General features: G+C 62.6%; 25 protein-coding genes and 1 pseudogene. 11 read left to right on the top strand and 15 right to left on the bottom strand.

From position 1 onward, the window contains the following. Positions 1-57 precede the first annotated feature (57 nt). From ASD03_RS32045 to ASD03_RS32035, 3 genes are all read left to right on the top strand, one after another. Positions 58-1,056, top strand: a complete 999-nt coding sequence (locus ASD03_RS32045; RefSeq protein ID WP_057218169.1) for a glycosyltransferase — start codon at positions 58-60, stop codon at positions 1,054-1,056. Further along, positions 1,056-3,221 (top strand): hypothetical protein, encoded by a 2,166-nt coding sequence (locus ASD03_RS32040; RefSeq protein WP_057218168.1) that lies wholly within the window; start codon positions 1,056-1,058, stop codon positions 3,219-3,221. Before ASD03_RS32045 ends, ASD03_RS32040 begins: the two co-directional genes overlap by 1 nt. Positions 3,222-3,311: 90 nt before the next feature. Continuing rightward, positions 3,312-3,734 (top strand): CBS domain-containing protein, encoded by a 423-nt coding sequence (locus ASD03_RS32035; protein ID WP_057218166.1) that lies wholly within the window; start codon positions 3,312-3,314, stop codon positions 3,732-3,734. A gap of 198 nt (positions 3,735-3,932) precedes the next feature. Here the strand turns inward: ASD03_RS32035 and ASD03_RS32030 are convergent, their stop codons facing one another. From ASD03_RS32030 to ASD03_RS32000, 7 genes and pseudogenes are all read right to left on the bottom strand, one after another. Beyond that, the gene (locus ASD03_RS32030) at positions 3,933-4,637 is read right to left on the bottom strand and encodes an OmpW family protein (protein ID WP_057218313.1); all 705 of its coding nucleotides are present in this window, start codon (positions 4,635-4,637) and stop codon (positions 3,933-3,935) included. Between the two features lie 175 nt (positions 4,638-4,812). After that, positions 4,813-5,559 (bottom strand): ATP-binding cassette domain-containing protein, encoded by a 747-nt coding sequence (locus tag ASD03_RS32025; protein ID WP_025428559.1) that lies wholly within the window; start codon positions 5,557-5,559, stop codon positions 4,813-4,815. After that, a complete protein-coding gene (locus ASD03_RS32020) occupies positions 5,553-6,365 on the bottom strand; it encodes an ABC transporter ATP-binding protein (protein WP_057218163.1) in 813 nt (270 codons plus the stop codon). Before ASD03_RS32020 ends, ASD03_RS32025 begins: the two co-directional genes overlap by 7 nt. Next, on the bottom strand, positions 6,362-7,213 hold the full coding sequence (locus ASD03_RS32015) for an ABC transporter permease (protein WP_057218160.1): 852 nt from the start codon (positions 7,211-7,213) through the stop codon (positions 6,362-6,364). Before ASD03_RS32015 ends, ASD03_RS32020 begins: the two co-directional genes overlap by 4 nt. After that, a complete protein-coding gene (locus ASD03_RS32010; RefSeq protein ID WP_082557456.1) occupies positions 7,210-8,235 on the bottom strand; it encodes an ABC transporter permease in 1,026 nt (341 codons plus the stop codon). The genes ASD03_RS32015 and ASD03_RS32010 overlap by 4 nt, the downstream gene beginning before the upstream one ends. Before the next feature lie 259 nt (positions 8,236-8,494). Further along, positions 8,495-9,952, bottom strand: coding sequence for an ABC transporter substrate-binding protein (locus ASD03_RS32005; RefSeq protein ID WP_244494719.1), 1,458 nt, complete (start codon positions 9,950-9,952; stop codon positions 8,495-8,497). Between the two features lie 296 nt (positions 9,953-10,248). Further along, positions 10,249-10,928: pseudogene (locus ASD03_RS32000) on the bottom strand (YoaK family protein). A 250-nt stretch (positions 10,929-11,178) separates the two neighbouring features. Between ASD03_RS32000 and ASD03_RS31995 the strand changes: the two are divergent. From ASD03_RS31995 to ASD03_RS31965, 7 genes are all read left to right on the top strand, one after another. Then, complete coding sequence (locus ASD03_RS31995) at positions 11,179-12,282, top strand: LacI family DNA-binding transcriptional regulator (protein ID WP_082557455.1); 1,104 nt, start codon at positions 11,179-11,181, stop codon at positions 12,280-12,282. After that, positions 12,279-13,301, top strand: coding sequence for an ABC transporter substrate-binding protein (locus tag ASD03_RS31990; protein WP_025428566.1), 1,023 nt, complete (start codon positions 12,279-12,281; stop codon positions 13,299-13,301). The genes ASD03_RS31995 and ASD03_RS31990 overlap by 4 nt, the downstream gene beginning before the upstream one ends. A 110-nt stretch (positions 13,302-13,411) precedes the next feature. Beyond that, positions 13,412-14,239, top strand: coding sequence for an ABC transporter permease (locus tag ASD03_RS31985; RefSeq protein ID WP_025428567.1), 828 nt, complete (start codon positions 13,412-13,414; stop codon positions 14,237-14,239). After that, positions 14,236-15,015 carry an ABC transporter permease gene (locus ASD03_RS31980; protein ID WP_057218157.1) on the top strand — a complete coding sequence of 260 codons (780 nt, stop codon included), beginning with the start codon at positions 14,236-14,238 and terminating at the stop codon, positions 15,013-15,015. Before ASD03_RS31985 ends, ASD03_RS31980 begins: the two co-directional genes overlap by 4 nt. Continuing rightward, positions 15,008-16,036, top strand: a complete 1,029-nt coding sequence (locus tag ASD03_RS31975; protein ID WP_025428569.1) for an ABC transporter ATP-binding protein — start codon at positions 15,008-15,010, stop codon at positions 16,034-16,036. Before ASD03_RS31980 ends, ASD03_RS31975 begins: the two co-directional genes overlap by 8 nt. Positions 16,037-16,042: 6 nt before the next feature. After that, positions 16,043-16,966 carry a nucleoside hydrolase gene (locus ASD03_RS31970; RefSeq protein WP_025428570.1) on the top strand — a complete coding sequence of 308 codons (924 nt, stop codon included), beginning with the start codon at positions 16,043-16,045 and terminating at the stop codon, positions 16,964-16,966. Next, positions 16,963-18,744: an adenine deaminase C-terminal domain-containing protein gene (locus tag ASD03_RS31965; RefSeq protein WP_156408113.1), complete on the top strand. Its 1,782-nt coding sequence runs from the start codon at positions 16,963-16,965 to the stop codon at positions 18,742-18,744. The genes ASD03_RS31970 and ASD03_RS31965 overlap by 4 nt, the downstream gene beginning before the upstream one ends. Positions 18,745-19,107: 363 nt before the next feature. On the opposite strand, the gene ASD03_RS31960 is transcribed toward ASD03_RS31965, so the two are convergent. Beyond that, positions 19,108-20,289: a M20 aminoacylase family protein gene (locus ASD03_RS31960; RefSeq protein ID WP_025428572.1), complete on the bottom strand. Its 1,182-nt coding sequence runs from the start codon at positions 20,287-20,289 to the stop codon at positions 19,108-19,110. Between the two features lie 193 nt (positions 20,290-20,482). Here ASD03_RS31960 and ASD03_RS31955 point away from each other — a divergent pair, with 193 nt between their 5' ends. After that, on the top strand, positions 20,483-21,163 hold the full coding sequence (locus ASD03_RS31955) for a phosphoribosyltransferase (RefSeq protein WP_057211279.1): 681 nt from the start codon (positions 20,483-20,485) through the stop codon (positions 21,161-21,163). Positions 21,164-21,189: 26 nt separating this feature from the next. Here the strand turns inward: ASD03_RS31955 and ASD03_RS31950 are convergent, their stop codons facing one another. From ASD03_RS31950 to ASD03_RS31925, 7 genes are all read right to left on the bottom strand, one after another. Next, entirely contained in the window at positions 21,190-21,615 is a 426-nt protein-coding gene (locus ASD03_RS31950; RefSeq protein ID WP_225906303.1) for a DUF411 domain-containing protein, read from the bottom strand. A 120-nt stretch (positions 21,616-21,735) separates the two neighbouring features. Continuing rightward, positions 21,736-22,008: a copper-binding protein gene (locus ASD03_RS31945; RefSeq protein WP_057211277.1), complete on the bottom strand. Its 273-nt coding sequence runs from the start codon at positions 22,006-22,008 to the stop codon at positions 21,736-21,738. A gap of 26 nt (positions 22,009-22,034) precedes the next feature. After that, positions 22,035-22,520 (bottom strand): plastocyanin/azurin family copper-binding protein, encoded by a 486-nt coding sequence (locus tag ASD03_RS31940; RefSeq protein WP_057218308.1) that lies wholly within the window; start codon positions 22,518-22,520, stop codon positions 22,035-22,037. A gap of 38 nt (positions 22,521-22,558) precedes the next feature. Beyond that, positions 22,559-23,908, bottom strand: coding sequence for a copper oxidase (locus ASD03_RS31935; protein WP_057218306.1), 1,350 nt, complete (start codon positions 23,906-23,908; stop codon positions 22,559-22,561). Positions 23,909-23,922: 14 nt separating this feature from the next. Continuing rightward, positions 23,923-25,374, bottom strand: coding sequence for a TolC family protein (locus tag ASD03_RS31930; protein ID WP_057218153.1), 1,452 nt, complete (start codon positions 25,372-25,374; stop codon positions 23,923-23,925). Further along, complete coding sequence (locus ASD03_RS39505) at positions 25,371-25,601, bottom strand: hypothetical protein (RefSeq protein ID WP_156408112.1); 231 nt, start codon at positions 25,599-25,601, stop codon at positions 25,371-25,373. Before ASD03_RS39505 ends, ASD03_RS31930 begins: the two co-directional genes overlap by 4 nt. Positions 25,602-25,693: 92 nt before the next feature. Continuing rightward, the gene (locus tag ASD03_RS31925; RefSeq protein ID WP_113567519.1) at positions 25,694-26,122 is read right to left on the bottom strand and encodes a hypothetical protein; all 429 of its coding nucleotides are present in this window, start codon (positions 26,120-26,122) and stop codon (positions 25,694-25,696) included. Positions 26,123-26,175 lie beyond the last annotated feature (53 nt).

Genomic DNA, 26,175 nt, shown 5'->3' with positions numbered 1-26,175 from the left:
CGCGCGTCATATTTGACGCGCGGCGCTGTAGACGCCCCGGTGATTTTGGAGGCGCGCTTGTCAGTATCCGTCATCATCAAGACGCTGAACGAAGAGAAGCGAATAGCGGCCACGATTGAAAGTGCGCTTGCTGCCCTCGGAGCGACAGGTGGCGAAGTCATCGTCGCCGACAGCGGCTCATCCGACCGAACGGTCGAGATTGCCGCGCAATATCCCGTCGTCATCGCCCAGATCAGCCCGCCGGCGCGGCCGAGCTGCGGCATTGGCCCGCAGCTTGGCTTTCAATACTCCAAAGGCGACCATCTCTGTCTGCTTGACGGAGACATGTTGCTCGACCGTGATTTTCTCGCCGTCGCCGTGGCGTTTCTCGCCGACAATCCTGAGGTTGCCGGCGTTACCGGCCATGTCCAGGAGATGCTGACGTCTAATCTCGAGTTCTCGCGTCGCGTCAAGCGCAACTCGCCGGAAAACCGGATCGGATCGATCGACCGGATGAACGGCGGTGGGCTCTACCGGCGCGATGCGATCGAAGCGGTCGGTTACCTCTCCGATCGCAACCTGCATGGATACGAAGAATTCGATCTCGGCATCCGGCTGCGAAGCGCCGGATGGGGGTTGCATCGCCTTGACCGGCGTTTCGTCCAGCACTTCGGACATACTGTCAATTCCTATCGCCTGCTGGTTCGACGCTGGAAAAGCAAATATCTCTTCGGTATCGGCGAACTTCTGCGCGCGTCGCTCGGTCGGCCGTATTTCTTCCAGCTGCTGCGTGAGCTGCCCGAGCTGAAGCTCTGGTGTCTCGTCTATCTGTGGTGGGCGCTCTCGCTCTGTGTGCTTTTGTTCTCGCCGAGCCTGGCTGTCGGCCTGGGCATCGTCTTTGCTGTCCTCGCCTCAGTCATCGTGTTGATGAGCATTCGCAAAGGCAGCTTGAACATGGGGCTGTACACGGTCGTTGCGTGGTTCTTCCACGCCGCTGCACTGCCTGTCGGCTTTTTCAGGCGACGGCGAAGACCGGAGGTTCCGATCGAGAGCAAGTTGCTTGGAGCGGTAGCGTGATGCGCCAGGGATGTCTGGCTGCGGTGCTGGCGCTTGCGGTGATGTGCGTGCCTGCGCGCGCCGCGGATCAATGGGTTCCGGTGAAAGAGATCTCGCTCGAATTGAGACCAGGCAGCCCGCTCGATTTCTCGTCCATCCTGCCCAACGGCCCGATCAATGGCGATCACAGACTGGTCGTCGGCAAGGAGGGGCGTCTCGCCTATGCGAAAGCGCAGGATACGCCGGTCAGGATGTTGTGCGCCTCGCTTGCCTGGAGCCCCGCGTCCGGCGGCTTCCCCGATCATGAAGGCGCCGATCGTTATGCGCGCCAGCTGGCGATGCATGGCTACAACATCGCGCGCCTGCATTTCGTCGACGCAAGTCTGATGTTCGGGCGTGATCGGGATTTCGATTTCGACCCGGAAACGCTCGATCGGATCCAGTATCTGCTTGCGGCTCTGAAGCGCAACGGCATCCACTGGATTATCGACGGCCTGTCGTCGCCGCGTGGCGCCTATGGCGGTTTCGATGACCGCTGGGACACCGGCGGCGATGTAAAACTCATGCTTCACCTCGACGATCGGACCTTTGAGCATTGGAGGCGGTTGCAGCAGGCGGTCCTCGGGCGCGTGAACCCTTACACAGGCGAAGCTCCGATCCGCGACGATGCTCTGGCCCTGGTCATTCTTGCCAATGAGAATGGCCTGGAGTTCGAGACGGTGGTTCATGATCGGCCCGGCCGGGCTCCCTATGACGACCGGTTGGCGCAACCGTTCAATCTCTGGCTGAAGAAGCGTTACGGCACGACGGCGAGCCTGGCGAAGGCGTGGGGGGCGCTTGGTTCAGGGGAAGTGCTGGAAACAGGCGGGATCAGGTTGCCTCGGGACCGCTATATCGACAGCCCGCGTCTGCGCGATCTTCAGGCGTTCTTCGTCGAAACCGAGCGAGCCTCCGCCGCGCGCATGAGCAAGGTTCTGCGCGACCTTGGCTACACGGGCCTGATCACCAACTACAACAACTGGCCGTCGACCCAGATGGCTCTGAGCAGGCGCGATCTCCAGGTCGTCGCGGCGAACACCTACCATGATTGGGTCGGCGGCTACACGCCGGGCAGCAAACTCCTTCAAACCAGCTCAATCGCCGACAGCGTCAACTACATCAGGATGATCGCTGCATCGCGCTGGCTCGGAAAGCCGTTTGTCGTCAGCGAATACGACCACCTGTTCTGGAACCGCTACCGCTACGAGGGTGGCCTTGCCATGCCGGCCTATGCCGCCCTTCAGGGCTGGGACGCCCTTTGCCGCCACGGCCATGGACCGATCGCGCTCGCCTATGGGGAGCCGTTTCCGCATAAGCAAGCGATGCTGCCCTACGCGATCGCCCTCGATCCGGTTGCGCGCGCGGGCGAAACCTTGGCCGCCTTGCTCTATCGGCGCGGCGATGTCGCGACCTCGGATGTGACGATCCCATTTTCCGTGCGCGGCGAGGAGGATCTGACCGACGACATGCAGGCGCGCGAACCGGAGTCTCTGACCGATCTTGCCCTGGTCGGTCGTATCGGTCTGGAACGCGCCGAGCGATTGGGTGATGCGATCGCGGTTACCCAGCCGCGGCGGGAAAGCAGCGACAATGTGCTGGCGCTGCTGCGTGCGAGCAGTAGGTTGAAGCCGGACAACGCAACGACCGTCGATGCTGGCATCTATCAAAGCAGCACCGGTGAAATCGTTCTCGATCGTTTCGCCAGGCAGCTGCGCGTAGCGACGCCGGCGACGGAAGCGATGGCGTTTGCGTCCCTGCGCGAGCCGGTCGACCTCGGTGTGCTACGGGTGGAGCGCGCCGACGGCAACGGCCTTGTCGCTCTCTCGGCGCTCGATCCTCCGGCAACCCTGTCCGGCAGCCGGCGTTTCCTGTTGATCTTTGCCACCGACGCCCAGAACACGGACATGACGTTCCGTGACAGTGAAGAGAAGGTCATCGAGAGTTTTGGCCGGTTGCCGGTGTTGATCCGGCAGGGGACTGTCGATCTCTCCCTGTCGAGGACGGCGGCCAAGTGGCGCATTTCACCGGTGGGTCTTGACGGAACAGTTCACCCACCTGTCGTCGATGGCGCCGGTGCGGTCAAATTTCGCCTGAGCAACGACGGCCCGTCCGGCCCGACGACCTACTTCCTGCTGGAGTTGCGATAAGCGACGTTCGGCGAACAAGTCGGTCGTCAGGATCAATGATTGGCCACGATCTTCGGCTATCGTCATTCCTCCAAACCGTAGGAGGATGCAATGAGAACGTGGGAAGCGATGCACCCCGGCGCGCGCTGGATAGCGCCTGAAACGGACTTGCGCACCGTGGCAAGGATCATGCGTGACGAAGACATCGGTGCTCTGCCGGTCGGCGAAAACGATCGCCTCATCGGCATGGTGACGGACAGGGACATTGCGTTGCGGGCATGGGCAAACGGGCACGACGACGCTGCGTTGCTGACTGCGCGCGATGTCATGACAAGGGATATCGTCTACTGCCGCACCAGCGAAACGATCGAGGAGGCTGTTCGCCTGATGGAGAGCAAGAAGGTACGGCGCCTGCCGGTGATCGATGACGAAAAGCGCATGGTCGGCATGTTGTCGCTCGGCGATATTTCGCATGCGAGCAGCGGTGAATTGACGACCGGATTGGTCAAGGCCGTCACCGCCCATCACGCATGACGTACGACTGTCCGTTTGGTTGCTGACCTCGCCGTGTAACGGCGAGGGCGGAGATTTTCCACTGCGTGTTTCCTTAAATCCTATTCGATTCAAGGATAAAAACATGCAGCCATTCAAAGCGCTACAGCGACCTTTGCGCGTCTAATATGGCGCGCGGCGCTGTAGACCTGAAGCGGTGTCATCCGCTGGCGAAAAACGTCAGAAGCGGTAGGTAATGCCTGTGCCGATCAGCCAGGGATCGAGTTTGACCTTGCCCGTCACCGTGCCGGCGCCCGGCAGGGTCGCGTTGACCTCTGGCTCGAGGAACAGTTTCTTCACGTCGAAGTTGATACCCCAGTGATCGTCGAGCTTGATGTCGACACCGGCCTGCAGGGCCACGCCGAAGGTATTCTTGAGGTTGAAGCTGGAGAAGTCGCCCTGGGCTTTTTCGTTGTAGAAGATGGTGTAGTTCACGCCGGCGCCGACATAGGGCTTGATCGTGTCAGTGAGATTGACGTGGTACTGCAGCGTCAGTGTCGGCGGCAGCAACCAGGCCTTGCCGATCTCGCCGAGACCGGCGATCGAACCGCTGCCCCTTGCGCTGTGCGGGGTCGTGCCCAGGACCAGTTCCGCCGCAAGATTGTCGGTGAAGAAGTAGGTGATATCGAGTTCGGGCACGACCGAGTTGCTGACGCCGACTTTTTCGCCGTCAAGTGACGTGCCATTCAACTGCAGCGATGCCTTGTCTTGGGGTAAAACGGCAAGCGCGCGGGCGCGGATCATCCATGGGCTCTGCTCGCTTGCAGCCGGTAGCTGAGCGGCGGCCTCGCTCGGCGCGGTAAGGTCCGCGGCTTGAGCCGCAGTGACCGAGGCCGCCAGCAAAACGAGTGCGGCGGCGGTTGGAAGGATGGAGCGAGTAGACATGATTCCGGACCCCCAGAAGAAGTTGAAAATTGCCATTCAGGGCATGCGGCGGCAGGGAATCTGCGGCCGGCGGCACTATGGGCAACTCCGCTCGACGGGGGGTTGTTCTAGATCAAGGTACTTTGTTCGTTGGTGAGGGGGTCGCTAACGGTAGATTCGTGAGTGACCGAAGCGCTCAGGCCGGCATGCGCGGAATGCTGGCAAGCAACCGCTGTGTATAGGGATGCTGGGGCGCCGTCAGGATATCGCGCGTCTTGCCGCTCTCGACCACCTGTCCCTTTTCGAGGATGACCATCTCTTCGCAAAGCGATGCGACGACACCAAGGTCGTGCGAAACGAACACCAGCGTCAGCGTTGCCGACAGCGTCTTGAACAGTTCGACGATCCGGATGCGGGTCGACAGGTCGAGCGCGCTGACGGCTTCGTCGGCAAGAATGATCTGTGGACGGGCGACGATTGCGCGCGCAATCGCGATGCGCTGGCGCTGTCCCCCGGAAAATTCGTGCGGGTAGCGCTGCATGGCATCGAGCGGCAGGCCCACAGCCTCCAGGGCTTGCGCCACCGCATCCTTGCGTGGACCGGCGATGCGCAGCGATTGCAGCGGCTCAGCGATGATGTCGAGCACCTTCTGGCGAGGATCGAGCGACGAATAGGGGTCCTGGAACACCGGCTGCACCGCGCGCCGGTAACGGCGCATGAACGCGCCATCGGCCGGATCGAGTGCATCGTCGCCGAAGCGGATCGTGCCGCTCGTGGGCCGCTCCAGACCGAGCAGCAGCCGCAGCAGTGTCGTCTTGCCCGAACCGGACTCGCCCACCAGTCCAACGCTGGCGCCGGCGCGCACGCTGAACGACACGTCGCTCAAAATCTTGCGGTGACGGGAATAGCCGAAGTTCACATTCTGCAGGTCCAGCATCACGATCCCGTCCGTCCAAGGGCCTCGTCGAACATGCGCGCGGCATCGACAAGCGTCTGCGTATAGTCGTGCGACGGGTTGCTAAACACGTCGACAACGGCGCCCTCTTCAAGCGCGATGCCGTCGCGCAGCACCATCACACGCTCGACCACTTCGGCAACAACAGGCAGGTCATGGCTGATGAAGAGCAGCGCCATTCCCGTTTCACGCACAAGCCCGTCGAGCAGCTTGAGGATTTCGGCCTGGGTGGTGACGTCGAGCGCGGTCGTCGGCTCGTCGGCGATCAGAAGTTTTGGGCGGCAGGCAAGCGCCATGGCGATCGCAACACGTTGGCGCTGGCCGCCCGACACTTCGTGCGGATAGGCGTTGGCAATGCGCTCCGGTTGCGGCAGGGCGACCTTGTCGAGCAGGTCGAGCACTTCGCGGTCGACCGCTGAACGCGTCGCGCGTCCCTGTTCGCGCGCGAGCCTGCGGCGCACCGGCTCGGCGATCTGCTTGCCGATTCTCATCAGCGGATCGAGGGCTGTCAGCGGCTCCTGGAAGACAACGGCGGTTGCGACCCCGCGCAGCCGGTTCAGGCGCTTGTCTTCAGTGCCGACCACCTCCTGGCCATCGAGCACGATCGAGCCGGTGACGGAGATGTTCGCCGGCAACAGGCCGGTAATCGCCATCGCGGTCATCGACTTGCCCGAGCCGGATTCGCCGATCAGCCCCATTCGCTCGCCGGAGCCGATGGAGAACGACAGGTCCGAGACCAATGTCTTGCCGCTAGCGCGGACGGTCAGGCCCTGAACGGAAAGCAAGGCGCTCATCGCGATCTCCCGCGTGTCGGGTCGCCGACGTCCCGCAGGCCGTCGGCAAGCAGGTTCATGCCAATGACCAGTGCGACGAGGGCAATGCCGGGTGCAATCGCGCCGACGGGGGCGGTATAGACCGTACCCTGTGCCTCCTGCAGCAGCCTGCCCCAGGATGCGTTCGGCGGCGGTGCGCCCAGGCCGAGATAGGAGAGCGACGCTTCCGCGATCACTGCCAGGCCGAATTGCAAGGCGAAGTTCACCGAGAGCGTCGGCCAGATGTTGGGCAGTACATGGCGCACGACGACGCCGGGCCACGAGGTGCCGGAGGTCCGGGATGCGACGATGTAGTCCTGGCGCAGCACACGCTTGGCAAGGATCCGCGTCAAGCGGGCGACGATCGCCGAAATCGCCAGGCCAAGTGCCAGGGTCGCCGACCACAGGCTAGCACTGTCGCTGGCCGCGACCACCAGCATCGCCAGCAGCAGCGTCGGGAACGCGATCAGAATATCCAGGGTGGCGGCCATGACATCGTCGAGCAGGCGCGTCGCGAAAGCGGCGAGAATGCCGAGCGTCACGCCGATCGAGGCGCCGATCGCAACAGCGCCAGTACCGACGATCAACGCCGTGCGCGCGCCGATCATGATTTGCGTCAGGTAATCGCGGCCGAGTCGATCCGTGCCGACCCAGTGCAGCAGTGACGGCGCTTCGAGCCGGCCGCCGGAGGCATTGAGCGGGTCGTAAGGTGTCCAGAACAAAGTGACGATGGCGACCGCGACGTTGAGGCCGACGAGGGCAAGCCCGATGGAAAGCGACAGCGAATGTTGGCGGGCGGGTTTATCTGTCGAAAGGTCAAGGGCGGTCACGTCGCAGCTCCTGTCGCCCGTTCGCGCAAGCGGGGATCGATCATCCGCTGAAGCAGATCGGCGGCAAAGCCGATCAGCAGCACCAGCAGGGTCGAGATGAATAACACGCCCTGGACGTTGGGGTAATCGCGCTGTTCGATCGCCAGCAGCAGCATCGAGCCAAGGCCGGGCAGGGCGAACACCCGCTCGACCACGACCGCGCCAAGCAGGGTCGTTGCAAGCTCGATGCCCAGGATCGAGACGATCGGCACGGCGCCATTGCGAATGCCGTGCCGGATCAGCGCCTGCGAGAAACTGGCGCCGAGCGCACGCGCCGTCCGCAGATAGTCGCTGCCGAGAACATCTTGGGTTGCGGATCGGATGTAGCGGATCAGCGAGGCAGCCATGACCAGCCCGATCGTTAGGACCGGCAGAGCCAGTGCATAGAGAACCTGGCCCTCGTTCTGCCAGCCGCGCCGGGGATAACCGCCCGACGGAAAGATCCGAAGATTGACCGCAAAGACGGTGACAAGCAGGATTCCGACCCAGAAGACCGGGATGGCGATGCCAAGCTGCGACACGGTCGATATGGCCGCGCCGTACCAGCGGTTGGCCTTGACTGCCGAAACGATCCCGAGCGGCACGGCGATCATAACGGCGAGCCCAAAGCCCAGCAGCGCCAGCGGCACCGTTACGGTTAGACGGGCGGCGATTTCCTCGACAACGGGCTTGCCGCTGACGAAGGACGTTCCGAGATCGAAGCGCGCAAGGCTGCCGACGAAGCGCAGGAACTGCTCCCAGAGCGGTAAGTTGGAGCCGACCTGTTCGCGCGCTGCCTCGATCTGCTGCTGATCGGCGCCGACGGAAAGCAGGGCGTTCGCCGGGTCGCCCGGCAGCAGACGCAGGAGCACAAACAGCACCACCGCGGCGATCAGCAGCGACAGGATCAGGATGGCGAGGCGGCGCAGGACATAGGCGAAAATGGTAAGTTTCCTTTCGTCCGACGGGTGTAACACCCAGGGCCGGAGCGCTGGCTTTTGCATAAAATCAACCGGGAGGCTACTGCATAATCCCTTAAACCCTCATCGATTTCAGGGGAATGATGCAGCACGTTTCGAACGCAGATGCGTCCTTGGCGCGCCATGACTGGCGTGGGGATATCGTGCGTGTAGTTGGAAAAGATCTGACGTTGCGTTGTCGACGCAATGAAGCGCCGTCAGCTGCAATGCAAAGGAGCCCCCAGCTCGCTCGGGGGCTCCTTACTTGTGCGTGACCATAACAGATCGCTTGGGAAACGAACGATCAGCTCCCGCTCTTCTTGATGTTGTAGGCGAAGAACTGCGAGTTCAGGCCGTTGACGGGGTAACCGGTGACGGCGGAACTCGAAACCACGATCTGCGGATAGAGATAAAGCCAGTTGCTGGCGGCGTCCTCGGCGATGATGCGGTTTGCCTCCGTCAGCTTGGCGGTCTGCTCGTCGGTGTTGACCGCAGCTTCCGATTCCTTGATCAGGTCGACAACCTTCGGGTTGTTGTATCCCCAGTAGAAGTCGGGGTTGCCGTAGAACACGATGTCGCGGTGGTTGACGTGTTCCTGCAGCGTCGCCTGGAAGTCATGCGCCTTATAGACCTTGGTGTACCACTCGTTGGCGGTGATGATGTTGATTTCGACCTTGATGCCGACCTTCGCCAGTTCGCTCTGCAGGAACTGGGCAACGATCGGATGCGGATCATAGTTGGGCGTGTCGAGCTTGAACGAGAAGCCATCGGCAATACCGGCTTCCTTCAAAAGCGCCTTGGCGCTTTCGACGTCATAGGCATCGACGCCGGTCAGGTCGACGTACCACGGATCGGTCGGCGGCACGAAGGAACCGATCAGCGTGCCGTATTCACCCCAGATCGACTGCAGCAGCTTCTTGTCGTCGACCGCGCGGGCGATGGCCTTGCGAACCTTGACGTTGTTGAACGGCTCGACCCTGTCGTTGAACGCCAGAAGCTCCTTGGTGGTCGACTGGCCGGCGGTCACCGTGAAATCAGGATTGTCCTTGAACTGGGCGATCGAATCCGGGCTCTGGACGCTGGTGATGACATCGACTGCACCCGTCAGGAGCGCATTGTTAAGCGCGGTGGCATCGGTGAAGTACTGGAAGACGACCTCGCCATTGGTCGGCGCCGTGCCCCAGTACTTGTCATTGCGGGTCAGCGCCAGCGACGAGCCTCGGCGCCATTCGTCCAGGCGGTAAGGGCCTGTGCCATCTTCACTGGCGTTCAGATCCTTTGCCGCGTCGTTGACGATCCAGACGTAGCTGAGGTTATAGGGCAGCGAGATGGAGCGGGCGGAGAGCTTGACCACGACCGTCTGATCGTCGGGCGTCTGGATCTCGCTGATCGTCGCCAGGCTCTTCTTGCGCGAGCTCTTGGAATCCGGTGCCACGACGCGCTCGATGCTGTGCTTCACATCCTGCGCCGTCAGCGGGTCGCCGGAATGGAAGGTCACGTTCGGCCGAAGCTTGAACGTATAGGTCAGGCCGTCCTCGCTGATGGTCTGCTCGGCCACGAGGCCGGGAGCGACGTCACCCGCGTCGGTCAGCGTGAATAGCGCCTCGTAGACGTTGCCGTTGAAGGCTTCGTTGATGCCCTGGCCGGCGCCGGCGGTGTTGTCCAGGTTCTGCGGTTCATAGAGCGAGCCGATGACGATGGAGGCATCCGGATCGAAGTTTGCGTCCTGCGCGAGCGCTGCCGTGCTCGTTGACAGAACCATGGCCAAGGCCGCGGTGGCGAGGATCGAACGCCTGCCTTTCCGGCCCTGTCCTGAAAGTCTGCCAAAGTCGATCGTGTTGCCAGTCATTTCCCTAACTCCTGCATATATGCTCATCACGCGAGGTCGCGCTTGCCATCCGAATGTACACATCGGGCGGTTGCGGCGCATCATACAAATTCCCCACCAATTTAGTGGGAATTTTGGTTCGTTTTGTTTGGCGAAGTTGAAATTTGCACCCGCTGTTGGCATCGGCAAGCGAAGGGCGTTCCTAAAACCGGAGGGCCGCTCCCGCCGGTTCAGCGCTGCGCATATCGCTGCGACCACCGCCGCGGAATCATCAACACCAGCGTGAACAACAGACCGGAGAGGATTGTCGGGCCCAGAGCGAGAGCTGTCCGAAGCGGTACTCGAGCATGGCGCCGACGATCGCCCCGCCAAGCATGCCGATCCAGGGCACGATCTGGATCGTCCATTGTATGTTGCCTGTGCCGATGATCCACCGGCCCAAGCCACGGCCGAAGCGGGACAGGGCGCCCGTTACATAGGTGAGACTGATCGGCAGGCCCTCGATATGCTCGACAGAGGCGTTCGCGACGCCCATGGCAAGGACGATGAGATAGAAGCGCAGTTCGTTCGGCAGGTGGTCGCCACCGGCGGCGGTAAGGGCGAGGGTGACGGTGACGCCGAAAAGAACGCCGCCCGCACGAAACCTGCTTGAAACGATCGTTCCCATGGCATTGCCGACAACGAAGACCGCGAGCGAGCCGAGAAGGATGAGCGACCGCAGGATGTTGCCTTCGGCGACGGCTGTCGCGGCTCGTGTCGTGTTGCCGCTCATGAAAGAGACGAAGTCGCCGACTGTCAGCAGGCCGATGGCGTCGGTCATTCCGGCCAGAAAGGAAATGAGCGCGACCACGAGAAGCGCGGTCCCTGTTCGCTGGCGCCGCACGATCCGGCGCCTCCGCTGAAACGTCATGATGGTATCCTGCAGGGTTTTGCTGGGGCCGTTAAGTGATGTCGGTGAACAGGTGGCATTTGACCGCTTCGCTTTACTGTCAGCATTTCAGACTGAACCAATGGACGCGAGTCGGTGGCCGCTTGTCCACAGTCCACGGTCCGATTGGATCCACAATTTCATCCTGTGCCGGCAAAAGGATTCGACAGTTGCGGCATTCTGATATATCGCATGATTAATCGTTTAATCACCGATAACGGAAACCACGGCCTTGGCGCGTTCCGGACCAAAACTGACGAGGATTGCCAGAGCACTGGGCGTCTCCGCGGCGACGGTCTCCAACGCGCTCTCCGGTAAGGGGCGTGTCTCTGCCGAAATGGCCGAGAAGATCCGCGCGACGGCCGCCGAACTCGGTTATGTCCCGAGCCTTGCGGGCAGGGCGCTCCGCACCGGCCGAACCGCCGTCATCGGGCTCGTGCTTCCCGATATCGCCAATCCTCTCTTCCCGCAGATCGCACAGGCAATCGAGCTGGCTGCGTCGTCAGCCGGTTACGGCGTTCTGATCGCCGACTCCCGTGGGGACGTCACCACCCAGACCAAGGCCATCGAGCGGCTGATCGATCGCGATGTCGACGGCATGGTCATCGTGCCGCGGCGAGGGACCCGCATCGCCGATGTCGGCTGTCCCGTGGCGGTCATCGATACGCCGTCCACGCCAGGCAATACTGTTGCCGCCGACCATTGGGGCGGGGGCCGCCAGATCGCCGAGCATCTGAAAGCGCTCGGACACCAGTGTGTTCTCATCATCGGCAACAATCCCGCCTCCAACGTGCAGAACGACCGCATCGGCGGCATTCGCTCGGCGCTTGCCGAGGGCGCATTCGTCGAAACCCTGTGGATCGAACCGCTCGAGCGCGAGCAGGGCAAGGGCTGTCCGCTCGGCCTTGCCGAGAAGGTCGCGCAAGGTTTTACCGCCTTTGCCTGCGTCTCCGATCTTCATGCGCTCAGGGCGCTGACCGAACTGCAGCGCGCCGGCATCAACGTGCCGGAGAGAGCAAGTGTTACCGGCTTTGACGATCTCATTTGGTCGCCGGTGGTAACGCCGGCACTGACCACGGCGCGCATGGACATGACGCGGATCGCCGCGATTGCCGTCGAAGCACTTGTAAAAGCGATCGGCGAGCGCGACCCGACCGATGCCGCCATCGGCGCACCGGTGACCGCCGACAACGCCGAAGTGCCGATGCAGCTGGTCGTGCGCCAGTCGAGCGCCGCGCCGCCCAGAACACAGTTCCAGCCTGCCCAGACGATCGCCAACGCAAGTACGATTGCCGACGCCAGAACCTCAGCCCCCGAAGGAGAACACCAGCCATGAAGAAGATCCTGCTCGCCTCCAGCGCGCTTTTGCTCGTCGCTGCACATGCCGCTTCCGCCCAGGAAAAGACGCTGACCATTTCCGTCTACGGTTTTGCCCAGGACGCTTTCAAGGAACTGGTCTACACGCCCTTCGAAGCCAAGTGTGGCTGCAAACTGGTGGTCGAGACCGGCAACAGCGTTGAGCGCCTCGCAAAGATGGAGGCCAACAAGGCAAGCCCGGTCGTCGATATGGCCGTCGTCTCCATGGCTGACGCTCTCTCGGCCTCGCGCGCCGGCCTGATCGAAAAGATCGACAACACGAAGCTCACGAATTTCAACAAGCTCTACGATCTCGCCAAGGATCCGAACGGCGACGGCATGAGCGTCGGCTACACCTTCTACGCAACGTCGATCGTCTACCGCTCCGACAAGATGGAAGTGAACTCCTGGGCTGATCTGCTCGACGAGAAGAACGCCAGCCATGTCGCCTTCCCGAACGTCACCACAAATCAGGGCCCGCCGGCGCTCTACATGGTCGGTGAGGCGATCGGCAAGAATACGCCGGATCTGAAGGAAGCCATCGCCGCCGTCGGCGCGAAGAAGGACGAAATCGTCACCTTCTACGTCAAGTCTTCGCAGCTCGTGCAACTGATGCAGCAGGAAGAGATCTGGGCCGCCCCGATCGGGCGTTTCTCCTGGGAGGGCTTCACCAAGCTCGGCCTGCCGATCAAGTGGGCGACGCCGAAGGAAGGCCAGACCGGCGGCATGAACGTCATGGTTCTGACCAAGGGCGCCAAAAACCAGGACCTGGCGCTGGAATTCATGGACTTCTGGCTCTCGACCGAAATCCAGACGGCACTTGCAGAAAAGCTGGTCGACAGCCCGGCCAACAAGGACGTCAAGGTAGCGCCTGAAATCGCTGAAAACCTCACCTATGGCGAGGAAACCGTGAAGAGCCTCAAGCTCATTCCGTCGGCCGTCGCTCTCGACAATCGCGAAGCCTGGCTTTCCGAGTGGAACGCCCAGGTCGGACAGTAACAGCCATCGACAAACGCCCCCATCGCCGTGATGGGGGCAGTTTTGCGGGTCGGCCGGCAACCTTTGAGCCGATCCCGCAGTGAATGAACGCGACGAAAGGAAGACCAGGGATGTTTCAGAACCGCGCCGAGGCACTGGCGCTCGCTTTGCCGGCGGCGGTCTTTGCGGCGATCGTCTTTCTGGCGCCCGTCGTCATTCTGCTCGCCGAAGGCTTTCGCAGCGCCGACAGCTGGTCGCTGACCGCTTATGTCGATTTCTTCACCGACCCGCTGAACCGCACGGTCTTCCTGCGCACGTTCCGGCTCGGTCTGATGGTGACTGCCGTCTCGGCCGTGCTCGGCTATGCCGCTGCCTTTGCGATCGTCAATCTTTCGCCGCGCAGCAAGGGGCAGATGATCGGCCTTGTCGTGCTGCCGCTGATGATTTCGTCGGTCGCCCGCACCTATGCCTGGATCGTCATTCTCGGGCGCACCGGCATCGTCAACCAGGCGCTGCAGCTCATCGGCCTTTCGGACGAACCGATCCGCTTTCTCTTCACCGAGACAGCCGTGTTTATCGGCCTGTTGCAGCTGTTCCTGCCGCTGATGATCCTGTCGCTGATCAGCGCGCTCGAGAACATGCCAAAGGATGCCATTCCGGCGGCGCGCGTGCTGGGTGCCAACTGGTTCCAGGTGTTCTGGAAGGTCATTCTTCCGCTCACAAAGGAAGGTCTCGTCATTGGCGGTACCCTGGTCTTCACCGGTTCGCTGACTGCCTATATCACCCCGGCAATCCTCGGCGGCTCCAAGGTGCTGATGCTCGAGACGCTGCTCTACCAGCGCGTCACCGTCGCCAATGATTTCGTCTCGGCGAGCGTCATTGCCTTCATCCTGATCGTCATGAGCTTTGCCGCCAATCTACTCCTGAAACGGCTCGCCACCGCGAGGAACAAGCGATGACCCCCCGCGTCTTTTCTCCCCTCGTCCTGTTTCTGGTGATCGCCTTCCTGATCGGGCCGTTCTTCATCATCGTCGCGGCATCGCTGTCGGGCGGCGAGACCCTGGCTTTCCCGCCGCAAGGCTTCTCGCTGAAATGGGTCGCCAAGGTCTTCACCGTCGAAAGCTTCCGTGAAAGCTTCGCCGTGTCGATGTTCCTTGCCATCTGCGGTACCGCAATGGCGCTGGTGCTTGGCATTCCCGCTTCATACGCGCTTTCGCGCTACAAGCTGCCCTTCGGCGAAACCATCCGCACGATCGTGTCGTTGCCGATCATCGTGCCGGGTATCATCGTCGGCCTGGCGCTGCTGCGCTACATCGTCGTGCCGTTCGGCTTCAACATCACGCTCGCGCTCTTCCTCGCGCATACGGCGCTGGTGCTGCCCTATGCCGTGCGCGTCGTATCGGCCAGCCTCAACAACCTGCGCTCCGACATCGAGGAAGCTGCAGTGCTGCTCGGCTCCTCGCGCGCCGGCGCGTTCTTCCGGGTGGTGATGCCGAATATTCGCAGTGGTATTCTCGCCGCCTTCATCCTCGGCTTCGTGACGAGCTTCAACCAGGTGCCGGTCTCGCTGTTCCTGTCCGGTCCGGGCGTGCGCACGCTGCCGATCGACATGCTCTCCTATATGGAGATCACCTACGACCCGTCGGTGGCGGCTCTTTCGGCGCTGCTCGCCTTCATGTCCATCGGCATCGTTTTCCTTGCCGAACGCTTCTTAGGATTTTCCCGCTATGTCTGACGCTTCCTTCCTCAGCCTCGAAAAACTCACGCTCGCCTATGGCGATACCGTTGCGGTGAAGGATCTCGACCTGTCGATCCGCAAGGGCGAATTGGTGGCGTTTCTTGGACCGTCCGGCTGCGGCAAGACGACGACAATGCGCTCGATCGCCGGGCTGCTGACACCGGCATCGGGCCGCATCAGCCTCGACGGCGTCGACATCACACGAGTTTCCGCCAACAAGCGGTCGGTCGGGCTGGTCTTCCAGTCCTATGCGCTCTTTCCGCATCTGTCGGTTTTCGAAAACGTCGCGTTTGGCCTGCGCCTGAAGAAGCTGCCGGCAAACGACATCGAGACGCGTGTGACGGCCGGCCTCAAATCCGTCGGCCTGTCGAAATTCGCCACGCGCAAGCCGGCCGAGCTTTCCGGCGGCCAGCAGCAGCGCGTGGCACTTGCCCGTTCGATGGTGATGGAGCCGAAGGTCCTGCTGCTCGACGAGCCGCTGTCGAACCTCGATGCCCGGCTTCGCTTGGAGATGCGCACCGAGCTGCAGCGCGTGCAGAAGGAAACCGGCGTGACGATGATCTTCGTCACCCACGACCAGGGCGAGGCGCTGTCGCTTGCCGACCGGATCGTGGTGATGCTCAACGGCGCCATCGAGCAGATCGGCACGCCCGAGGACATCTACAACCGCCCGGTTTCCCGCTTCGTTGCCGACTTCGTCGGCTTCGAGAACATTTTCGCGGTCGAGGGTGGCAAGCTCAAAGCCGCAAACGGCCCGATTTCTCTTTCCGAATCCCTGCCGCCTGACACGGCAGGGCTTGCGTGGCGTCCGCGCATGGTGACCCTTGGTTCAGGTCCTTTCCAAGGCACTGTGCGCGGAGCCTCTTTCTCAGGCAGCACACGCGAATACCTGCTCGATACGCCGCTCGGCGCGATCAAGGCCGAGGAGGATGCAGGTCTCGCCGCGCACCAACCGGGCACTGAACTTACCTTCGATCTGCCGGCCGCCAAGGCGGCCCGGCTTGAGCGGTTCGGGTAATTTGCAATGGGCATCTGGATCGATACGGATATGGGCTTCGACGACATCGCTGCGGTGCTCGTCGTTCTCCACGCCAACGAGACGATTGACGGCATCTCGCTCGTGTTCGGCAATACGCCGCTCGAGCAGGTCAAGCGCAATGCGGCGAGTGCGGCCATGGCATTCGGCTGGTCGTTTCCCATCCATGAGGGCCGCGCCTTGCCGGTGCTCGGCAGGCTGGAAACCGCCGAGCGGATCCTCGGGCAAACCGGCATGCCGACCGTCGGCCTGACGCTTCCGGCGGCCCCGCCGCTAGCGACGAGCGACGCCTTCGCCGAGCTCTGCCGCTGGTTGGAGGAAGCCGAGGAGCCGCGCCGTGTCCTGGCGCTCGGGCCGCTGACCAACCTTGCCGCGCTCTGCCTTGCCCGCCCGGATCTGGCCGCGAAGATCACCGACCTGACCTGGATGGGCGGTGGCGTCACCACCGGCAACCATACGGCCTCAGCCGAGTTCAACGCTTTCGCTGATCCGGAAGCACTGGCGATCGTGCTGGCGCACGAACTGCCGCTACGCATGGTCGACCTCGACCTTTGCCGCAAGGTCTTCGCCTATCCCGATGATATTGCACCCATTCGTGCCACGGGCGGTGTCAATGCCACGCTGATCGCCGATCTCTTGTCCGGCTACGTTTCCATCGGCACCAGCCGCGGGCGGCCGGGCATGGCGATCTACGATCCGACGGCCGCAGTCGCGTTCGTCAATGCCGGCGCGGTCTCCTTCCGCAAGGCGCGCATCGATGCTGAGCTTGCAGGTTCGCTGACCCGTGGGCGTACAGTGGTCGAGACGCGAGAAAGCCATGCGGCCTTCAACGCCGAATACGCGACCGACGTGCATGCGGAAACGGCACGCGCCCAGATCCTCGGCGCGTTGATGAAGGAAGCCGCCAAGTGAGCCGTGTGCAGGAGCCGATGGACCTGATGGATGCCGAACTGCGCGCGCGTGCCGTTGCAGCCGCGCGTGGCGTGGCGGCGTTCGACGTACTCATCTCCGGCGGCGTTGTCGTCGACATGGTCACCGGTGAAAGGCGGGCTGCCGATGTGGGCCTCGTCGGTTCGCTGATTGCCAGCGTGCATGCCCCCGGCAGCCGCAGCGATGCCGCCTCGTTCGTCGATGCCTCCGGCGCCTTCCTGTCACCGGGCTTGATCGACACGCACATGCATGTCGAAAGCTCGATGGTGACGCCCGCGACCTATGCCGATGCGGTGCTGCCGCGCGGCGTCACGACTGTTGTCTGGGATCCGCACGAGTTCGGCAACGTCAGCGGCATCGCCGGGGTGCGCTGGGCTGCCGATGCCATCGCTGACTTGCCGCTGCGTTGTGTTCTGCTGGCGCCGTCGAGCGTACCATCTGCGCCGGGCCTGGAACTGGCGGGCGCCGACTTCGATGCCGATGTCATCGCCACGATGCTTTCCTGGCCGGAAATCGGCGGCATCGCCGAGATGATGAACATGCGCGGCGTTATCGATGGCGATCCGCGTATGCAGGCGATCGTCCAGGCGGGGCTTGCCGCGGGCAAGCCGGTCAACGGCCATGCGCGCGGCCTTGCCGGCGCGGACCTGCAGGCTTTCGTGACCGCGGGCGTCAGCTCGGACCATGAACTGGTTTCCTCTGACGACCTGATGGCCAAGCTTCGCGCCGGGCTCTCGATCGAACTGCGCGGCTCGCACGATCACCTATTGCCCGAGTTCGTCGAGGCGCTGAATACACTCGGCCATCTGCCGCAAACCGTGACGCTTTGCACTGACGATGTCTTTCCTGATGATCTCGATCGCTCGGGTGGGCTCGACGACGTCGTGCGGCGGCTCGTGCGCTATGGCCTAAGGCCCGAATGGGCGCTTCGCGCCGCGACGCTGAACGCCGCGACCCGCCTCGGCCGTGCCGACCTCGGCCTCATCGCCCCCGGACGGCGCGCCGATATCGTGATCTTCGAGGATCTTGCCGATCTCGAGGCCCGTGCCGTGATCGCCGGCGGCAAACAGGTCGCCGTTGCCGGACGGATGATCGATGCCCTGCCGAGGACCAATGTAGAAGCGCTCGCTGGCACGATGAAAATCGAGCCATTGAGCGAGACCGATTTCGCCATTGCGTCGACCGGTTCAAAGGTGAGGGTCGCTACGGTCGATCGCCCGCGCTTCACGCAGTGGGGCGAGGTTCTGGCCGCGGTCGAGAATGGCTTCGTCGTTCCGCCGCAAGGCGCAACGTTGATCGCCGTCGCTCATCGCCACGGCCGCGCCGACAGCAAGCCGCGCGTCGGCCTGCTTACCGGTTGGGGAGAGTGGCGCGGTGCATTCGCGACCACCGTTTCACACGACAGCCACAACCTGACAGTCTTCGGCGGCAATGCCCGCGACATCATGGAGGCGGCCAATGCCGTCATCGCCGCCGGTGGCGGCATGGCTGTCGCATCGGCGGGCAAGATCGACGCGGTCCTGCCGTTGCCGCTCTGCGGCCTCGTCTCCGATGCACCGTTGGCCGATGTGTCTGCCGGCTTTGCCGCCCTGCGCGATGCTGTCGGGCGGATCGTCGATTGGCAGCCGCCTTACCTCGTCTTCAAGGCCTGCTTCGGGGCAACGCTTGCCTGCAATGCAGGGCCGCACCAGACCGATCGCGGCATCGCCGATGTGCTAACCGGAAAGCTTCTCGAAAATCCGGTGCTCGAAGTCCTCTGAGGCATCAAGCACGGCGACGATTGTCGCCCTCAGACTGCTGACAACGTCAGTACGAGGAGTAAGGAAGGCTCGGCGTTAGCCAAATTCTCCTTCATTCCTGTGCCTGTCACAGGAATCTGGCCAGCCCAAGTCCTTGGGCTGAACGGTCTTTTGACCTGACGGACGTCAGCTCGCTGGATTCCGGCACGGGGCAGGAATGAGGCAGAACTGAGCGAGCCTTTCGTCAACCAGGCATTCTCAAGCTTTGTCATCATGCTCAGGCGTCGATTGACGCCCCGCTGATCCCTTCGGCAACCACCGGCCTCTACCGAAGGGGCGCGACGTTTCGGAGCAGCGGACATTCTGAGCGACGGCGTTACATGTTCAGAGGCCGGCCGAAGCACTCAGTTCCTGTTCCACCAATGTCGTCCAGAAGGTGGTGCCCGGACCAATCGCGTCGTCGTTGAAGTCATAGGCCGTGTTGTGGTGCAGTGCGCCGTCGACGGCGGGTCCGTTGCCGAGCCAGACGTAGCAGCCGGGAGCTTCGAGACCAAAGAAGGCGAAGTCGTCGCCGGCGGTCGATGGCGGAAACTGCGTGCGGGTCTTTTCGCCGAAGACGGCACGGGCTGCCGAAAGGGCGCGTTCGCTGGCGCCGGCGTCATTGACCACGGGCGGAATGCGACGCTCGAACGCGTAGTCGACCTTGATGCCGTACATCTCGGCCGTACCGCGCGCCAGCCGGCCGATCTCTTCCTCGAGCTGATCGCGAACATGAGGCGTGTAGGCGCGCGCCGTGCCGCCGATCTCGACCGTATCGGGAATGACGTTGAGCGCCTTCGGGTCGCCGGCGCGAACGGAGCAGGCGCTGACGACGGCCGGCTGTAGCGGATCGACGACGCGGCCGACGATCGATTGCAGTGAGGCGAGGAACGTGCCGGCTGCCGTCACCGGGTCGCGGCCGAGATGCGGCTTGGCGCCGTGGGTGCCGACGCCGCGGAAAGTCAACCGCCAGCTGTCGGACGAGGCGAGCTGCGGTCCGGCGACGACGGCCATCTCGTCGGGGTGAAGGCCGGGCATGTTGTGCAGGCCGTAAACCGCGTCGCAGGGGAAGAGCCGGAAGAGGCCATCCTCGACCATGCGCTTGGCACCGCCACGACCTTCTTCGGCCGGCTGGAAGATGAAATGCACTGTGCCGGAAAAATTGCGCGTCCTGGCGAGATGGCGGGCGGCGCCAAGCAGCATGGCGGTGTGGCCGTCATGGCCGCAGGCATGCATCTTGCCGGCTTCCTTCGATTTGTATGGCCGCTCGGCAAGTTCCGGCATGGCAAGCGCATCCATATCGGCGCGAAGGCCGATGGAGCGGGTGCCGTTGCCGATCTGCAGCGTGCCGACGACACCGGTTTTTCCAAGGCCCCGGTGGATTTTAAGCCCGGCTTCTTCAAGCAGTTTCGCGACCAGATCGCTTGTGCGAACCTCCTCGAAGCCAAGCTCCGGATGGGCGTGGAGATCACGACGGAATTCGGTGAGGAAGGGCAGATCGTTGGTGATCCCATCTGGCACGCGCATTGTCTGGCAGTTCCTTGCATGTCTGTCGGAGAAGGGCCGTCGAATTCCCCAGATTTGCGTCTGCCGGGGCGCCCTTTCGGTTTGATCGAAGTGGTAAACGGTATAGACGAAAACCGCCGGAACCAGAACAGTGCGCCGGCGTTTTCATTGCCTTTCGTTCGAAGCCTTGGTGGCGCAGAAGAGGACAGTACCGATGCAGCCGCATGAATTCTGGCAGGATGTGTTCCCGCCGAAAAGTTTCGATACTGGAAGCGGTTATCGGGATTTCTTCCCGGCAACTCTCGAAGACGGTCGCCAGATCCTGTTGCCGATCCGGCAGCTCTCCGATGGCAAACACGCGCTGGCCTCGCTGATCATCAACCAGGCGAGTTTTGCGGTCGAAGAAGCGCTGGCAACGGAACTGGCCACCAGGCTCGCGCCGTTAAAACCGGATGTCATCGCCGGTCTGCCGACGCTGGGGCTGACCCTGGCGGCTGCCGTCGCCCGCAAGCTCGGCCATGCCCGTTACGTGCCGCTCGGAACGTCGCGCAAATTCTGGTATGTCGACGATCTCTCCGTGCCGCTGTCGTCGATCACCACCCCCGACCAGAAGAAGCGGCTCTACGTCGATCCGCGCATGCTGCCGCTGCTTGAGGGCAAGCGCGTTGTGCTCGTCGACGACGTCATATCAAGCGGCACGTCGATCGTTGCCGGCTTGACGCTGATGGAGACTTGCGGCGTCGAGCCGATCGCAATCGGTGCAGCCATGCTGCAGACCGAGCGTTGGCGACAGCCTCTGGCCGATCTTGCGCCGCGTTGGCCGGAGTGCGTGGTCGGTGTGTTCCGCACGCCGTTGCTGGCCCGAGGGGAAGACGGCGCCTGGCGCGCCGCCTGAGCCTTATCGCCGATAAAGTGCCCGCGCTATTGCGCCGGCCGGACCTCGTAATAGACGGTCGCAGCAGTGCCGGCGGTCTTGGCGATGGTGTAGACGTCGTAGGACGCCTGCGGATCGTTGCCCATGCCAAGCGAACCTGCGGGCATGCCGGGCACGGCAATGCCAGCAATGTCCGGCTTTTCGGACACAAGCTTCTGTACTGCCTCAAGCGGCACATGCCCTTCTACGACATAACCGTCGATGACGGCGGTGTGGCACCCCTCCATGTCGGCCGGCACGCCGAGCCGGGACTTGATCGGCGTCATGTCGGCTTCGTCGCGGATATCGACCTTGAAGCCTGCTGCCTCCATGGCTTCCGCCCATTGTTCGCAGCAGCCGCATTGCGGATCCTTGTAGATCGTCATCGGGCCTGCTGCGATCGCCACACCGGCCGTGAGCATCGTCATGCCCATGATCGCACCGGCGATGAAATGTCTGCGGTTGAGGTCCATCATCGGACGCTCCTTTCGTTTCAGTTCGGCCTCGTCGTCCAAGGCCCGGAATTGTCGTTATACCGGGCCTTGGACATTGGATTACTTGATCTCGGTCACAGTGAGCTTGCCATCGACCCGGTCGGCGACGAATTCGATCGCAGTGCCTTCCTTGAGCTTGGCCAGTATCGCATCATCCTTGACCCGGAACACCATGGTCATCGCAGGCATGTCGAGGTTCTTGAGATCTTCATGGGCGATGGTCACCTTCTTGGCCGAGGCGTCGAGCTTCTTGACCGTCCCCTTGGTGAATTCCGCAGCCTGCGCGGAAGCGGCGATGGCGAGAGCGGCAAACAATGTGAGGAGCGTTTTCATAGTGTCATCCTTTCAGTGGGTTACAGTTATTTCTTCACGACTTCGAGCGGCCCATGCATGCCGGCGTCGTAGTGGCCGGGGACCAGGCAGGCGAACTGGAACGTGCCGTTGTTGGTGAAGGTCCAGACGATCTCGCCGGATTTGCCGGGCTCGAGCCGGATGGCGTTCGGATCAGCGTGTTCCATGTCCGGAAACTTCTCCATCGCGGCCTTGTGCTCCTGAATCTGCGCCTTGTCGTCGAGCACGAACTCATGTTCGAGTTCGCCGACATTCTTGATGGCGAAGCGCACGGTCTGCCCCTGGCGGACCTTGATGCTTGCCGGCGTGAAGATCATCTTGCCGTCGTCGGTTTCCTTCATCGTCACGCGTACGGTCTGGGTCGCCTTCTTGGCGTCGCCCGGTTTGCCGACCGACATGACATCATGACCGCCGGCGTGAGAGCCGCTGGCCAGCATCGGCGAGGCGAGCGAGGAAGCGGCGAGGAACGCCAGCGCGAAAAGTGTCGTCTTCATCTTTGTTTCCTTGGTTGCATTGGAAGAGGTCATTGCGGTCAGCCCTTTTTTGCGGGCGGCGGCGTGATCACTGTCTTGGCATCGGTTGCCCGGTTGGTTTCCGGCAACGCGCCGGTCCATTCCCAGGCCTGCGTTCCCGGCGGGTTTTCGTACCAGCCGGGGTCGCTGTAATCGCCGGCGGAGATGCCTTCGCGCACCTTCACCACCGAGAACATGCCGCCCATCTCCAACGCGCCGTGCGGGCCCCAGCCCGTCATCATCGGGATGGTGTTGTCGGGAAGCGGCATTTCCATTTCGCCCATGTCGGCCATCCCGGCCGTGCCCATGGGCATGTAGTCGGGCTTGATCTTGCGGATCTTGGCCGCGACCTGGGTCTTGTCGGCGCCGATGAAGGTCGGGATGTCGTGGCCCATCGCATTCATCGTGTGGTGCGATTTGTGGCAATGGATCGCCCAATCGCCTTCGTACTTGGCGTCGAACTCGTAGGCGCGCATGGCGCCGACGGGGATGTCGATCGAGACCTCCGGCCACCGGGCTTCCGGGCGAACCCAGCCGCCATCGGTGCAGGTCACTTCGAAATCGTAGCCGTGCATGTGGATCGGATGGTTGGTCATCGTCAGGTTGCCGACGCGCACCCGCACCCGGTCGTTCTTGGCAACAACCAACGGATCGATGTCCGGGAAGATGCGGCTGTTCCAGCACCACATGTTGAAGTCCGTCATCTCCATGATGCGCGGAACATAGGTGCCGGGGTCGATGTCATAGGCGTTGAGTAGGAAGACGAAGTCGCGGTCGACCCGCATGAAGGCCGGATCCTTCGGGTGAATGACGAAGAAGCCCATCATGCCCATGGCCATCTGCACCATCTCGTCGGCGTGCGGGTGGTACATGAAGGTTCCGGACTTCACGAGATCGAACTCGTAGACGAACGTCTTGCCCGCAGGGATATGCGGCTGAGACAGTCCACCGACGCCATCCATCCCCGAAGGCAGGATCATGCCGTGCCAATGGATCGTCGTGTGCTCCGGCAGCTTGTTGGTGACGAAGATGCGCACCCGGTCGCCTTCGACCGCCTCGATCGTCGGCCCGGGGGACTGGCCGTTATAGCCCCAGAGATAGGCGGTCATGCCGTCGGCCATCTCGCGTTCCACCGGTTCGGCGACGAGATGGAATTCCTTGACGCCGTTGTTCATCCGGTGCGGCAGCGTCCAGCCGTTGAGCGTAACGACCGGGTTGTAGTCCGGCCCGCTCGTCGGCACGAGCGGCTTCTGGGTGGCGGCGTTGTCCATGCCTGCCGCCTCCGGCAGGCCGGATGTCGAGGTTTGCGCCCAGGCGGTGGTAGAAACGAGTGCCGCGCCGGCACCGAGGATTTGTCGTCTGTTGAACATGGTCATCGTTCCTTTCAATCCGCATCCGCTGCGGCAGGAGCGGCGGTCTCGACCGCAGTGCCTTCTTCCCCGCCGCCATGGATGGCCGTCATCAGATCGGCGTCCGCCAGCCAGAAATCGCGTTTGGCGTTGATGGAGAGGATCACCGAGTCCACCTTGGCGCGCGTGTCGGCGAGCATTTCGAAGGTGCTGGTGATCATGCCGTTGTAGCTGAGGGTGGCCTCTTCCTCGATCTTGCTGCGCAAGGGCACGACGTTGTTGCGATAATGTCTGGCGATATCGTAGCGCGATCGATAGGCCTGATAGGCCGAGCGAGCTTCCGAGCGGACGTTGACGGCCTTCTCGGCAAGCAGGTTGGCAGCGCGCATATGCGCCAGTTCCGCCTTGCGCAAGCGCGCCTGGCCGGTGTCGAAGATCGGGATGGAGAACTCCAACTCACCCTGGCCGGTGGTCTCGACCTTGGTGTCCCCGTCTTCGCGTTCGCGCTCGGCTTCTGCCCCTGCGACGAGCGTGAGATCGCTGACGAAGCGTGTCGCGTCGGTCAACCGATAGGACTTTGCCACGGCCTCAAGCTCGAGGCGGGCCATCTGCAGGTCGACACGGCGCTTGAGCGCTTCGCCCTCGATGCTGTTCCGGCGGGCGAGGGTCTTCGGCAGGTCGGGCAGTCGGTTCGGCACCTGGTAGTCGGCGTCCGCTCCCCAGAGACCCATTTTCCGGGTGAGGCTTTCCTTGGCAAGTCGTGCCGCAAGTCGGGCTTGCGCCACCTGGCCGGCGAGTTCGGCATTGAAGACGTGCTCGCGTGCCTGGTCACCCTTGCCCATAGAACCGGTTTCGCCCAGCTTGGCGGCGAGTTCGGAGGATGCGTCGGCTGCGGCCTGCGCCCGGTTGAGCTGCCCGACCGTTTCCCAGGCCGAAACCGTCTCGACCCATGCGCGCCGGGTTTCTGCCGCAAGCGCAAGCGTTCGAAGGGCCGCCGCAAGCTGCGCCTGGCGAAAGCGGGCGTCGGCAACGGCGATGGTCTTCTCCCGCGTCATGAGCGCCAGGATATTGGTGGTGATCAGCCCCTCAATGGCGCGATAGGCTTGAAGCTCCGGCGCCCCGATCCCGGTGGTACCGATCGAAACAGTCGGGTTGAGGAGCATCGTTGCCTGCCAGGCATCCGCCGACGCATCGCCGAGATCGGCATAGGCGGCCTGCAGGCCCCTGTTGTTGAGAAGCGCGATCTGCACGGCGGTGTCGGCATCGACCGATTTGCGTGCCAGCAGGGCTTTCACCTGTGCTTCAGCCTTTGCGGCCTGCTCGCGGTTCTGGATCCAGACGCTTCTCTTCGCAGTGCCTGCGCTGACCTTGGCCTCGACCGCGGTAAAGCCGGCGTCCTTTGCCGAATATTCTGCGGTTGTGGTGCAGCCGGCAAGCGCCAGCGGCAAGCCGATGATCGCGGCGAGCTTGAACCTTTGCCTGCTCATGATGCGCCTCCCTTGGCGGGAGACTGGGCGTCGTTGAGCGGCACCCAGCGTTTTGGACCGACAGGCTCACGGTGGACATAGCCGGCAACAGGGCTTCGGTAAGCCTGACCGCCGGCGCCAGTGGAACTTTGCGAGGGATCGGCGAGGCTTGTGACCTCGGCAGGCATCGTGGTGGCGCATCCGCCCAAAAGGATGGGCAGGAGCGCCATGGAAAACAGACGTTTCATGGTTCAACCTGAAATGTGAATGATGGATATCGGCGTCCGACCGGCAAAGCCGGGCAGGCCAAGACCGCGCGTGCGGTCAGCTGTTCACGAAATCAGGCTCTTGGAGGGCGATGCAGACCAGCGGGCTCGCCTGGGCTGAGTTGCGACTGCAGGCCGAAGCTTAAAGCGGAGCGTGGAAGACCGAAGCGGGCTTCACCGGCGTCGGCAAGAACGGCAACGGACGCACAGAAGGTCTTGCAGCAATCCTTCTTGTCGGCCTTGCTGCTATCGCCGATGGGTTTTGCCTTGCCGCTTTCGGCACTTGGGCAATGCTCGTTCAGCGCTGAGGCACTGATATCGACCGAGGCATCTGTCTGCATCGCCGCGTGCTTTTGCATCGCCGCGTGCATCTGCATGGCTGTGTGTGATGCGACATGGGTCATGCCGGCGGCGCTGGAAAAGGGCAGCACAGCCAGCGACAGCATCGTCACCAGCTTGAGCATCGTCAGCAGACGCTGATATGCAGTTCGTACCTTTTCCATCATCAATCCGTAGAAACGCTGTCGATTCCTGTCAATGCTACCGGCGGGACCGA

Origin of the sequence: Ensifer sp. Root127 (genome assembly GCF_001425225.1) — a bacterium.
GTDB lineage: Bacteria > Pseudomonadota > Alphaproteobacteria > Rhizobiales > Rhizobiaceae > Ensifer > Ensifer canadensis.
This window is presented reverse-complemented; position numbering and strand designations above follow the sequence as displayed.